The organism is Acidovorax sp., from assembly GCF_022763525.1.
Classification (GTDB): domain Bacteria; phylum Pseudomonadota; class Gammaproteobacteria; order Burkholderiales; family Burkholderiaceae_C; genus Acidovorax.
The window spans coordinates 17,389-30,182 of the sequence record NZ_JALEGG010000290.1 but is presented as its reverse complement, the minus strand read 5'-3'; the positions used below and the strand labels follow the sequence as shown (position 1 = coordinate 30,182).

Annotated in this window: 8 protein-coding genes and 1 pseudogene; 5 read left to right on the top strand and 4 right to left on the bottom strand. The window is 64.7% G+C overall.

What is annotated here, in order from left to right:
• Positions 1-202 precede the first annotated feature (202 nt).
• Together MRY84_RS22110 and MRY84_RS22105 are read left to right on the top strand one after the other, a co-directional pair.
• On the top strand, positions 203-2,974 hold the full coding sequence (locus MRY84_RS22110; RefSeq protein ID WP_291507828.1) for an EAL domain-containing protein: 2,772 nt from the start codon (positions 203-205) through the stop codon (positions 2,972-2,974).
• A gap of 312 nt (positions 2,975-3,286) precedes the next feature.
• A pseudogene (locus tag MRY84_RS22105) lies at positions 3,287-4,390 on the top strand (IS5 family transposase).
• 133 nt (positions 4,391-4,523) lie between these two features.
• On the opposite strand, the gene MRY84_RS22100 reads toward MRY84_RS22105, so the two are convergent.
• The 4 genes from MRY84_RS22100 to MRY84_RS22085 all read right to left on the bottom strand — a co-directional run bounded on the left by MRY84_RS22100 (position 4,524) and on the right by MRY84_RS22085 (position 9,349).
• Entirely contained in the window at positions 4,524-5,498 is a 975-nt protein-coding gene (locus MRY84_RS22100; protein ID WP_291507827.1) for a threo-3-hydroxy-L-aspartate ammonia-lyase, read from the bottom strand.
• Between the two features lie 272 nt (positions 5,499-5,770).
• Positions 5,771-6,616 carry an enoyl-CoA hydratase-related protein gene (locus MRY84_RS22095; protein WP_291507826.1) on the bottom strand — a complete coding sequence of 282 codons (846 nt, stop codon included), beginning with the start codon at positions 6,614-6,616 and terminating at the stop codon, positions 5,771-5,773.
• 144 nt (positions 6,617-6,760) lie between these two features.
• Positions 6,761-7,582, bottom strand: a complete 822-nt coding sequence (locus MRY84_RS22090; protein WP_291507825.1) for a hypothetical protein — start codon at positions 7,580-7,582, stop codon at positions 6,761-6,763.
• A 240-nt stretch (positions 7,583-7,822) separates the two neighbouring features.
• Positions 7,823-9,349 carry a helicase HerA-like domain-containing protein gene (locus tag MRY84_RS22085; protein WP_291507824.1) on the bottom strand — a complete coding sequence of 509 codons (1,527 nt, stop codon included), beginning with the start codon at positions 9,347-9,349 and terminating at the stop codon, positions 7,823-7,825.
• A 71-nt stretch (positions 9,350-9,420) separates the two neighbouring features.
• On the opposite strand from MRY84_RS22085, the gene MRY84_RS22080 reads away from it, so the two are divergent.
• The 3 genes from MRY84_RS22080 (at position 9,421) to hemF (ending at position 12,683) form a co-directional block, all read left to right on the top strand.
• Positions 9,421-10,140 carry a YebC/PmpR family DNA-binding transcriptional regulator gene (locus MRY84_RS22080; protein WP_291507823.1) on the top strand — a complete coding sequence of 240 codons (720 nt, stop codon included), beginning with the start codon at positions 9,421-9,423 and terminating at the stop codon, positions 10,138-10,140.
• Between the two features lie 228 nt (positions 10,141-10,368).
• Positions 10,369-11,649 (top strand): phosphoribosylamine--glycine ligase, encoded by a 1,281-nt coding sequence (purD, locus tag MRY84_RS22075; RefSeq protein ID WP_291507822.1) that lies wholly within the window; start codon positions 10,369-10,371, stop codon positions 11,647-11,649.
• On the top strand, positions 11,649-12,683 hold the full coding sequence (gene hemF, locus MRY84_RS22070; protein WP_291507821.1) for an oxygen-dependent coproporphyrinogen oxidase: 1,035 nt from the start codon (positions 11,649-11,651) through the stop codon (positions 12,681-12,683). The genes purD and hemF overlap by 1 nt, the downstream gene beginning before the upstream one ends.
• Positions 12,684-12,794: the final 111 nt, after the last annotated feature.

Genomic DNA, 12,794 nt, shown 5'->3' with positions numbered 1-12,794 from the left:
CCGAACCGGCAACGGTTCGGGCTTTTGCGCATTTGCGCGTCTCCGCAATCGTTGCAAAATGTTGCGATCAGGACTGACTGAAGCGATCCCAGGCTCCAGGGCAGACGTAGGACCACAACAAGCAGATTGTTGATCTGGAAGCAGGATGCCCATACCCCCTACCATCGTCGCTCAGCCTGATGGCGACCCGAACCTGGCCTGGGTGCTGCTGGGCAAAGGATTGGACCTGTACCAGGATGCTGTGCTCATCGTGGGTGAGGATGGCTGCTTCGTCTATGTGAACGATGCCGCCACCCGCGCCTTGGAGTACAGCCGTGAGGCGCTGCTGGCCATGGGGCCGCCGGACATCGATCCGAATATTTCCAGAGGGCAATGCCTGGAAATACTGCAAAGCCCGGAAGGCCAGGCTTTTGTCATCGACACGGTTCACAAGACTAGGAGCGGCAAGCTGATTGCCGTGCAAGTGCATGGCGTGACTTTGCAACGGGAGGGACGCTTGTTCGCTGTCTCCATCGTCCGCGACATGTCAGAAGCCCAGCGAATGCAGGAAGCGTTGCAGCAACGGCAGCAGTATTGGCGCACCTTGCTGGACGAGTTTCCATTTTTTGTCTGGCTCAAGGACGAGCACAGCCGTTTGCTGGCAGCCAATACCGCGTATGCCAGAGTGGCGCGGGTGGCCTCCACGGCGGAACTGGAAGGCCGGACTGAATTCGATTTCTTCCCCAAGGATCTGGCGGAAACGTATGTGGCCGACGACAAAGCTGTCATGGCGGCGGGCGTGGCCCACTATGTGGAGGAGCTGTACGTCGATGAACACGGCCAGCGGCGCTGGATGGAGGTGTGGAAATCACCGTTGCACCAGCATGGCAAGGTGGTGGGTACGGTGGGATATTCCAGGGATATCACGGACCGCAAGCACACCGAGAGCGAACTTCAGAAAGCGCTGGCCTTCGCCCAGGGGGTGATCGACGCCTTTCCGGACCTGTTGTTCGAAACCGACCGGGAAGGCCGTTACCTGAATATTTGGACGCGCAACCCCGAGTTACTGGCAGCCAGCCGGGAGGCTTTGCTGGGGCGGACTCTGCGGGAAGTGCTGCCGCCCGAGAGTGTTGCGATTGCCGAGCTTGCCTGCGCAGAGGCGGAGCAAAAGGGGGTGTCACTGGGCCACGTCATATCGGTCGTGACCTCTGTCGGCCTGCGCTGGTTTGAACTGTCGGTATCGCAGATGCGGACCAGCACGGATGCGCATCCGCATTTCATCACCGTTTCCCGCGATGTAACCCAACGATTGGAGCTGCAGCAGCAGTTAAGCCTGCGCGAGCGTGAGTACCGCACCCTGGTCGAAAACTCTCCCGATGTGATTGCCCGTTTTGATCTTCAGTTCGGCTGCCGCTATGCCAACCCCGTGCTGCTGCAGGCAGTGGGACGGCTGGAGACGGGTGCGCTCGGATGCTCACCCCAGGCGCTCTGGGGGCAGGAAGCTGGAGCAAAGTTGGAGCAACATCTGGTGCAGGTGGTGGGCAGCAAGACGCCCGTCGAGTTGGAGTTGCAATGGTCCGATGCGTTGGGGCGCCGCATCTGCAGTTTGGTCAGTTTGACCCCCGAGTTGGATGACGATGCCAGCGTCTCCAGCGTGTTGCTGGTGGGGCGCGATATCGGTGAGCTGAAGGCCTACCAGGACAAGGTCCACCAGATGGCTTTCTACGACGCACTGACGGGGATGCCCAACCGGGTGTTGTTCCATGACCGCTTGGCGCAAATGCTGAAGGATGCCGCCTACCACCGCGGCCAGGCGGGGGTGATGGTCGTGGATCTGGACCGGTTCAAGCAGATCAACGACACCATGGGCCATGCGGCGGGAGACGCCTTGCTCAAGGAGGTCGCCCATCGCTTGCGTGCCAGTGTGCGCAGTTATGACACCGTCGCCAGGCTGGGAGGGGACGAGTTCGGCATGCTGCTGCCGAAGATCCATACCGCCAGCCATCTGGCACGGGTGGCAGGGAAGGTGAAGACCGCTTTCAACCAGAGCTTTTGGCTGGAGGGGCAGGAAATTTTCGTGTCCTGCAGCGTCGGTATCGCGGTGTACCCGACGGACAGCGAGGCGGCAGAAGAACTGCTCAAGTACGCAGATTCGGCGATGTACTTCGCCAAGCGCTCTGGGCGGAACAACTTCAGGTTTTACTCCAGGGACTTGACGGAGCATGCCCAGCAGCGGCTGACGCTGGAGTTCGATCTGCGCCGTGCGCTCCAACGCGGCGAGCTGGCGCTGCACTACCAGCCCAAGGTGCTGCTCGCGTCTGGCGCGACGGTGGGTTGTGAGGCACTTTTGCGCTGGACGCATCCTCGCCTGGGCCAAGTGTCGCCAGAGCTGTTCATTCCGGTGGCAGAAGACGCTGGCTTGATCAACGAGCTGGGCGCGTGGGTGCTGCGCGAAGCCTGCCGGACCGCCGTTGCCTGGAATGCCGGAGCCTCACAGCCACGCAAGGTGGCGGTCAATCTGTCGGTCCGCCAGATCCAGGCCTCCGGCCTGGTGGCGCAGGTGCAGGGAATCGTGGCAGAAACTGGATGCGACCCCCAGTGGCTGGAGTTTGAAATTACCGAGAGCCTCCTCCTGGACGAGGACGGTGTTGCGGTCAAGGCCTTGCAGGCCCTGCGCGAGATGGGGGCCACCATTGCGATTGACGACTTTGGCACGGGTTACTCAGCCCTGTCCTATCTGGCCCGCTTTCCCATCGATACGCTCAAAATCGATAAGTCGTTCATCCATTCCGCAACCACCGACCATTTCCGAGCCGAGCTCATCAAGGCCATTTTGTCGATTGCGCGCTGCTTGAACCAGGAGGTGGTGGCGGAGGGAGTGGAAACGCCCGAGCAGGCAGAGTTCCTGGCGGCGGAAGGATGCCAGTTGGCGCAGGGCTTTCTGTTCAGCAAGGCGGTGCCGCGAGAGCAGTTGCTGGGCATGCGTGGTGCCTGACAGGAGCCCGCTGGGCTGGCAAACATTCGCCCGCACCGCCTAGCTCTGCATGGCCGAAAGCAACGCTGAAAAAGCCTTTCGCGCACGGCGCATCCCTGGCTCAAGACGCCCTGCGGCGTTGCAAATCCTCGCGATAGCACCGGCTATCGCCGTGGTTTGCGCCTTGCCGCCCATCCTGATCCAGGGTCCGCTGCATCGCGCAGGCTTGTTCAGCGTTGCCCTAACAGGCTGTTGAATTTCATCCCCGTAAAACCTGGCGTTCAAAAGCATCGTTGTCGATACTGAGGCCTCGCGCAACAAGGAGTGCAGACGATGCGGGGATCAGATGCGATGCAGGAGTCACTGTTCACGGTGGCCAAGCTGGAGGACTTCGTGCCAGCAGACCACCCACTTCGCCCGATCCGCAGCTTGGTCAATGAGGCCCTGTCCCACCTGAACGGCCCGTTCAACACCATTTAGGCGGACACAGGCCGCGCCTCCATCGCCCCCGAGAAGCTGCTGCGCGCCATGCTCATCCAGGTGTTCATCTCAGTGCGCAGCGAGCGCCAACTGGTCGAGCAGATCCGCTACAATCTGCTGTATCGCTGGTTCATTGGTCTGGCCATCGACGACGAGGTCTGGGATCACTCCAGTTTTTCCAAGAACCGCGACAGGCTGCTGGAGCACCGCGTGGTGGAGAACTTCTTCACCGAAGTGATGACTCTGGCAGATAAACGCAAGCTGCTCAGCAAAGACCACTTCTCGGTGGACGGCACCTTGATCCAGGCCTGGGTCAGCCACAAGAGCTTCACGCCCAAGGACCGCGGGCAGGCCAAGAACAACGATTCCGACTCCAATCCTGGCGCAGGGGCGAGACGCAATGCTGCGGCCGACTGGCATGGCAAGCCCCGCAGCAACGCCACCCATGCCAGCACCACCGACCCCGACTCCCGGCTGTTCAGAAAGAGCCAGAATGCAGCGGCCATCCTGGCCTACCAGGGCCATGTGCTGATGGAGCACCGCTCAGGTTTGGTGGTGGGTGCCGATGGCTATGGAGAGCGTTCCGCCGCGCTGGCGATGCTCTACAGCTTGCCAGGCAAGCGTGCGCGAACGGTTGCGGCAGACAGGGCCTATGACACCCGGGACTTCGTGCCGGTGTGCCGCCAGCGGCATGTGACGCCCCATGTAGCCAGTCACAGCGCCCGTTGGGGCTGCCGTGCCATCGATGGCAGGACGACACAGCACGAGGGCTATGCTATCAGCCAGACCATCCGCAAGCGCATCGAAGAGTACTTTAGCTGGGGCAAGACGGTGGGGCGCATCCGCCAGACGGTCTACCGAGTTATTGAGCGGGTGGACCAGCACTTCAAGCTGACCATGACGGCCAGCAACATCGTGCGGATGGCGCGAATGTTCAGTGCAATGGGCTACAGATGAGCAAATAGGGGGAGAAGGGCGGCCGATGCCCAGCGCGAAGCGGCATCAAGAGCTGGCCAAACAAGCCGTTTGCTGCGCACCCGCAACTTCAAGTGGGGGCGTTCGGTGGCAAGCGGGGAATTTTAACAGCCTGCTAATCCGCCAGAAAGCGGGCATACCGCGACAGGTCCACGTTGCCACCGCTGATCACGATGCCTACGCGGGCGCCGCGCACGTCCACGCTGCCATGGCGCGCGCCGGCAAACGCCAGGGCGCCCGTGGGCTCGACCACGATCTTCATGCGCTCGGCAAAGAAGCGCAGCGCTTCCACCAGCTCTTCGTCGGTGGCGGTCACCATGTCGTCGGCCAGGCGCTGGATGATGGGAAAGGTAAGGTCGCCCAGCGCTTGGGTCTGCGCGCCGTCGGCGATGGTGTGGGGCGTGGGGATGCGCACCACGTGGCCCGCGCGCACGGATTGCTGGCCATCGTTGCCTTCGGCGGGCTCCACGCCTACCACGCGGCAATGTGGGGCGCGGGCCTCAGCCGCCAGCAGGCTGCCGGCGAGCAGGCCACCGCCGCCCACGCAGACGAACAGGTAGTCGAGGTCGGGCACTTCTTCAAAGAGTTCCAGCGCGGCCGTGCCCTGGCCCGCGATGACGTGGGGGTGATCGTAGGGCGGCACCAGGGTCATGCCGCGCTCCAGCGCCAGGCGGCGGCTGATGGCCTCGCGGTCTTCGGTGTAGCGGTTGTAGGTGACGACCTGGGCGCCGTATTCGCGGGTGGCCGCCATCTTGGAAGCCGGTGCGTCCTCGGGCATGACGATGAGGGCGGGCATGTCGAGCAGGCGGGCCGACAGCGCGATGGCTTGTGCGTGGTTGCCGGCGGAGAAGGCGAGCACGCCGCGCTCGCGCTGCTCTTCCGTGAACTGGGCGAGCGTGTTGAAGGCGCCACGGAACTTGAACGCGCCCGTGCGTTGCAGGTTCTCGCACTTGAAGAACAGCTGGGCGCCGAGCATTTCATCGGCGCTGGTGGAGCGCAGCACGGGCGTGCGGTGGGCCATGCCATGGAGGCGGTGGGCCGCGGCGGCCACGTCGTCGAAGGTGGGCGGGGTGAGGCTGGGCAGGGTCATGACGGCGTCCTCCAAAGAGCTGAAGCGGGGCGACGGTGGCCCCCAAGCCGTCACATGATAGCCCGCCGGCGCTGGCGTAGGGACGAAAATGGCCGCCAGCGCTTGTGGGGAAAGCGCGGGTAGCTATGAATTTTGAGGTGCTGGGTGGCTGCGGCGGGCTCAGCCCGAACGGACCAAGGGCCGTGGATCGTGTGAATTCTCGACAGCCAGATCGGACGACGCAGGGTAGCCAAAAGGGAAGAGGCACGAGGGGAGAGGCGCGCCCGCCCGCATCAACCCAGTTCGCTGAACCGCTGCAGCGCGGGCAGGTCGGGGAAGTCGCCCGCGCGCTTTTGCTTCATGGCCGTGACGGATTCCATCACGTGCCGGTTGCTCCAGATCGCGCCTTGCAGCCAGCCCATCTGGCGCAGGCTGTCTTCCACGCTGTGGTCGCGCGCGTAGTGAACGGCTTGCTTGGTGCCCCAGATGGCGACCGGCGGCTTGGCCGCGATCTCTTGGGCGCACTGCAGCGCGGCGGCCACCATCGCCTCCTGGGTGTCGAACACCTCGTTCACCAGGCCGTAGCCCTGGGCCCTGGCGGCGCCGAGGCGCCGGCCGGTGTAGGCCAGTTCCTTGACCACGCCCAGCGGAATCAGCTTGGGCAGGCGCTGCAGGGTTCCCACGTCCGCCACCATGCCAATGTTGATTTCCTGGATGCAGAAGAAGGCATCGGCCGTGGCGTAGCGCACGCAGGCCGTGGTCACCATGTCCACCGCGCCGCCAATGCATCCGCCGTGGATGGCCATGATGACGGGGATGCGCAGGTTTTCGATGCGGGTGAAGGTGGCCTGCATGTCGGTGAGCAGGTCGAAGATGGCGGCGCGGCCCTCGGGGCTGCGGTCATCCAGCGTGATGGCGCCGCCAAAGGTCTCCAGCGCCATGCCCGCGCTGAAATGCTTGCCGGTGCTGCTGACGACCAGCGCACGCGCCTCGCCCGACTGGTGCAGGTGGGCCAGCACCTCGTCCAGTTCCCGCCAGAACGTCGGGTGCATGGTGTTCATCGCGTCGGGGCGGTTCAGCACCAGATGCGCCACATGGTCGGTAATGCGGAGGGTGAAGCAGGTGAAGGTGGTGTTCATGGGCGCCACTGTAGACCCGGGTGGGGGCGCCTGGTCGTCGCCAGGGCGACTTGTAGTGTTTTTGGGCGCTGGCGCTTATCCATCAAGCGCCACCAGCTATCGAAATTGGAGCGATTGCTGTCTGGGTGCGGGCTTGCCGGGGTGTCAGTCGCCCCCACCGCCGCCGCAGCCGCCCCCGCCACAGCTGCCGCCATCTCCGGCGCCGTCGCTGCCGCCCCCGTCCGAACTCTCGGCGCCGCCAAAGTCGCCGGAGCTGCCGCTGTAGCTGCCGTCCGAGAAGCTGGTGCCGCAGTAGCTATCGCCGCCGCTGCCGCCCGCGTCGCTCTTGCGGGCGATGTCTGCGCAGTCGGGCACGTACGAGAAGCCGCCGGGGATCGCGAACTTGGCATCCAGCGCGAACAGCAGCGGCAGGCGGCTGGGCGCCTTGGGGTCGATGGACTCTTCCTTGCAAGCCCAGTACCAGCAGCGGCGCAGGCCATCGTTGTGCCGGGCTTTTGCGCCGAGGGCTTCCGCAGGGGTGTGGTGCAGGAAGAAGCCCAGCGCATTCTGGCACCACCCCTTGTAGGCCTGCGTGTGAAGGATGAAGGCATGCCACAGCGCATCGGCAGCCTGCGACGGCATGGCCACGAACTGCTTCTTGCTGCGCAGGCAGGCCAGAAAGAACTGGCGCAGTCCGCGCTCGACCAGCTCGCAATCGCGCGTGCTCAGGTGGGGGTAGGCTTCGCGCAGTTTGCGCTGCAGGAAGCGGGGCAGGGGCGCTTCGCGAATGTAGTGTTCGCGCACGGCAGTGGTCCAGCGCGACATCAGGGCCAGGATGGCCAGGGTGCCTGCGCCGAATACGGCCCAGGACCAACGGATTTGCCACGCGCCGGCCAATACTCCCGCGAATGCCACCACCCAGGCACCGATGGCCACCGCTGGCGCCTTGCTGCCCCAGTGCACCAGGGCGTATTCGGTCTTTTTCATCGACTCCTCCCTTTCTTTTTCTTGTTGTTGTGATCGATCCGTACCGCGATTGCACGGCGTCCACGTGACAAATTCATGTCAGTCGCGTGAATGCAACCGGTGGGGTCGACCTCGCGGGCATGCCGGGCAGGTGGGCTCCCATGGGCGGCGGCACCACACGCATACGGGGGCATGCCCCGGACCGACGGCGGGCAAGCAGAGCAAACCAATCGAGCGGAGTTCTTGGTTGGCCCTGGCGGCTCAGCGGCGCCGTCCGCTGCCTCCAAAGAGGCTGCCCAGCACTCCGCGCAAAATCTCCTTGCCCAGCGTGGTGCCCATGGTGCGCACGGCCGACTTGGCCATGGTTTGCGCCAGGCCATCCCGCCGGCCGCCGCGCGGGCCGGTGCTGCCAAACAGCACGTCGTTCAGTCCGCCCATCAGCCCGCCGCCGTTGTCTTGAGCGCTCGCGGGCGCCCCCTTGCCGTTGGCGGGGGCCTGTGCGGCCACTTCGGCAGCACGGCCCTTGAGTGTTTCGTAGGCTGATTCGCGGTCGACGATCTTTTCGTACACACCGGCCACGAGCGAGCCGGCCATCAGCGCCTGGCGCTGCTGCGGCGTGATGGGCCCGAGCTGGCTGCCCGGGGGCAGCACAAAGACGCGCTCGGTCACGCTCGGGCGGCCCTTGGCGTCCAGAAAGCTCACCAGCGCCTCGCCCACGGCCAGCTCGGTGATGGCGGTCTCGATATCCAGGCCCGGCTTTTGCCGCATGGTGGTGGCCGTGGCCTTCACGGCCTTCTGGTCGCGTGGCGTGAAGGCGCGCAGGGCATGCTGCGCGCGGTTGCCCAGCTGGGCCAGCACGCTGTCAGGGATGTCGAGGGGATTCTGAGTGACGAAGTACACCCCCACGCCCTTGGAGCGCACCAGGCGCACCACCAGTTCGATGCGCTCGATGAGCACCTTGGGCGCTTCGTTGAACAGCAGGTGGGCCTCGTCGAAGAAGAAGACCAGCTTGGGTTTTTCAGGGTCGCCGATTTCAGGCAGCGTTTCGAACAGCTCCGACAGCATCCACAGCAGGAAGGTGGCGTACAGGCGGGGCGAATTCATGAGCTTGTCGGCCGCCAGGATGTTGACCACGCCGTGGCCGTTGGTATCGGTCTGCATGAAGTCCTGGATGTCGAGCATGGGCTCGCCGAAGAACTTGTCGCCGCCCTGCTGCTCGATCTGCAGCAGCCCCCGCTGGATGGCGCCCACGCTGGCCGCGCTCACGTTGCCGTATTCGGTGGTGAACTCCTTGGCGTTGTCGCCCACGTACTGGAGCATGGCGCGCAGGTCTTTCAGGTCCAGCAGCAGCAGGCCGTTGTCGTCGGCAATCTTGAACACCAGGTTGAGCACGCCCAGCTGGGTTTCATTGAGGTTGAGCATGCGCCCGAGCAGCAGGGGGCCCATGTCGGAGACGGTGGCGCGCACGGGGTGGCCTTGCTCGCCAAACACATCCCACAGCGTGGTGGGGCAGGCCAGCGGTGTGGGCAAGTCCAGGCCGCGCTCGTTCAGCACGGCGGCCAGCTTGTCGCCGATCTTGCCGGGCTGGCTGGCGCCCGTGAGGTCGCCCTTCACATCGGCCATGAACACCGGCACGCCGATGCGGGAGAAGTTTTCGGCCAGGGTCTGCAGCGTCACCGTCTTGCCGGTGCCGGTGGCCCCGGTGATCAGGCCGTGGCGGTTGGCCAGGCCGGGCAGCAGGTGGCATTCAGTGGTGTCGTGCTTGGCAATCAACAGGGGTTCGGCCATGGCGGAGGTTCCGGGTGGAGTCAAAAGTAAAATCGCGGCCAGTAGATTAAATCAATACAAAAGGACTTCTCGTGGCAGGACACAGCAAATGGGCGAACATCCAGCACCGCAAGGGGCGGCAGGATGAAAAACGCGGCAAGATCTGGACCCGCATCATTCGCGAAATCACCGTGGCGGCCCGTGCTGGCGGCGGCGACCTGTCTGCCAACCCCCGCCTGCGCCTGGCGGTGGACAAGGCCAAGGCGGCCAACATGCCCGCCGACCGCATCAAATACAACATCGACAAGGCCACGGGCAACGCCGAGGGCCTGACGTATGAAGAAATCCGCTACGAGGGCTACGGCATTGGCGGCGCGGCCATCATCATCGACACCATGACCGACAACCGCGTGCGCACCGTGGCCGAGGTGCGTCACGCCTTCAGCAAGCACGGCGGCAGCATGGGCACCGAAGGCTCGGTGGTGTTCCAGTTCAAGCATTGCGGCCAGCTCATCTTTGCGCCCGGCACCAGTGAAGACAAAGTGATGGAAGTGGCGCTGGAAGCTGGTGCCGACGACGTCATCACGGACGACGACGGTGCGGTGGAAGTCCTCACGGCCCCGGCCGATTTCGAAGCCGTCAAGAATGCCCTGGAGGCGGCCGGCCTGACTCCCGAAGTGGCCGGGGTGACCATGCGGCCGGAGAACACCATCGAACTGACGGGCGAAGACGCCGCCAAGATGCAAAAGCTGCTGGATGTGCTGGAGGACCTGGACGACACCCAGGAGGTCTATCACAACGCAGCGCTTTGAGGCGCCCCCTGAGGCGCTTTGCGCCTTCCCCCTCTCTCGCTGCGCTGCGCTTGCGGGAGGGGGGACGCACCCGGTGGCCTGGCAAAGCCAGTTCGACGGGGGCACTGGTCTGGGCCTCCCCGGTATCGGAGGCCGTGGCCGGTGTGCAGCGCAACCGTGGACTGTTGATTTTTACCCTCGAACCTTTTGGCCGCTGACTTTGCGGGCAAGGGTTCACCAAAGGTTCCTATGAAAGTACTTGTGATTGGTGGCGGCGGCCGTGAACACGCAATGGCGTGGAAACTGAGCCAGTCCCCCAAGGTGACCAAGGTGTATGTGGCGCCCGGCAACGGGGGCACGGCCCTGAATCCCAAGCTCGAAAACGTGGCCATCACCGACGTGCAGGCCCTGCGCGCCTGGGCGCAGGCCGAGAAGATCGCGTTGTCGGTGGTCGGCCCCGAGGCCCCCCTCGCAGCGGGCGTGGTCGATGAGTTCCGTGCCCACGGCCTGCGCATCTTTGGACCCACCAAGGCCGCTGCCCAGCTCGAAAGCTCGAAGGCGTTCTCCAAGGCCTTCATGCGCCGCCATGGCATCCCCACGGCCGACTACGACACCTTCACTGACCCGGCCGCCGCCCACGCCTTCGTGGACCGCCTGGGCGCGCCCATCGTGATCAAGGCCGACGGCCTGGCCGCCGGCAAGGGCGTGGTGGTGGCGATGACGCTGCAGGAGGCCCACGATGCCGTGGACTTCATGCTCGTGGACAACAAATACGGCGTGCAGCACAACGAAGGCGGCGCGCGCGTGGTGATCGAGGAGTTTCTCGAAGGCGAGGAAGCCTCCTTCATCGTGCTGTGCGACGGCAAGAATGTCCTGGCCCTGGCCACCAGCCAGGATCACAAGCGCCTCAAGGACGGCGACGAAGGTCCCAACACGGGTGGCATGGGCGCGTATTCGCCCGCCCCTGTGGTCACGGCCGACGTGCATGCCCGCGCCATGCGCGAGATCATCCTGCCCACCATCCGTGGCATGGAAAAGGACGGCATTCCCTACACGGGCTTTCTCTATGCCGGCCTCATGATCGACGCCAAGGGCCAGCCCAAGACGCTCGAATTCAACTGCCGCATGGGCGACCCGGAGACGCAGCCGATCCTGATGCGCCTGAAGAGCGATTTCAGCGACGTGATGGCCGCGGCGATCGACGGCAAGCTCGACCAGATGGAGCTGCAGTGGGACCGCCGCCCCGCGCTGGGCGTGGTGATGGCTGCCCACGGCTATCCCGAAAGCCCGCGCAAGGGCGACCCCATCACCGGCCTGCCGCAGGACGCCGACGATGCGGTCGTCTTCCATGCCGGCACGCAGCTCAAGGACGGTGTGGTCAGCGTGACGGGCGGCCGCGTGCTGTGCGTGACGGTGCTGGCCGACAGCGTGAAACTGGCGCAGCAGCGCGCCTACGACGTGGCGCGGGGCATCCATTTCGAGGGTGCCCAATACCGCCGCGACATCGGCTTTCGGGCGCTGAAGAGCTGATGGCGGTCGCACAAGCATTGAACACGGCCGATACGGTCAGCCGCGTGCGCGGCTACCTGCTGGGCCTGCAAGCCCGTATCACCGAGACGCTGGAAGCCGTGGAAGCCGTGGAGGCCGTGGAGGCCGTGGAGGCCGTGGAGGCCGTGGAGGCCGTGGAGGCCGCGGAAGGCGAGGGCGGGGCCAGTTTCCTGGCGGATGCCTGGAGCAAATCGCCCGGCGAGCCGCTGCAGGGCGACGGCATCACCAAGATTCTGGAAAACGGCCGCGTGTTCGAGCGCGCGGGCTGCGGCTTCAGCCACGTGCGGGGCCCGCAGCTCCCGCCATCGGCCACGCAGCACCGGCCTGAACTGGCGGGGGCACCGTTCGAGGCCATGGGCGTATCGCTGGTCTTCCACCCGCGCAACCCGTATGTGCCCACCGTGCACATGAACGTGCGCATGATCGCGGCCGGCCACCCCGGGCAGGCACCCACCTGCTGGTTTGGCGGCGGCATGGACCTCACGCCCTACTACGGGTTCGAAGAGGATGCGGTGCATTTCCACCGCACCTGCAGCGATGCACTGGCTCCCTTTGGCGAGGACAAATACCCGCGCTTCAAGCAGTGGTGCGACGAGTATTTCTTTCTGAAACACCGGGGCGAGCAGCGCGGCGTGGGGGGGGTGTTCTTTGATGACTTCTCGGAGCTGGGCTTCGAGCAGAGCCTGGCGATGACGCAGTCGGTGGGCGATGCCTTCCTTGGAGCCTACTTGCCCATCGTTGAAAAGCGCCAAGCCACTCCCTACGGCGAGCGCGAGCGCGACTTCCAGCTCTACCGCCGGGGGCGCTACGTCGAGTTCAACCTGGTATGGGACCGTGGCACGCACTTCGGCCTGCAGTCGGGCGGCCGCACTGAATCCATTTTGCTGTCGATGCCGCCGCTCGTGGCTTGGTCGTACCAGCGCACCGATGCCGCCGATTCGGCCGAAGCCGAGTTGCTGCAGCGCTTCTTGGTGCGTCGCGACTGGCTGGCCAGCGGGGCCGCGCCAGCTTCCTGAAGTGGCAAAAAGCGCAAAAGCTATAATTTCAATAGCTGCCCGCGCTTTTTAGATGGGCGCTAGAGGCCAAAAACACCTCAACGCCCCGCCGCGGCCGCGTACAACACCCGC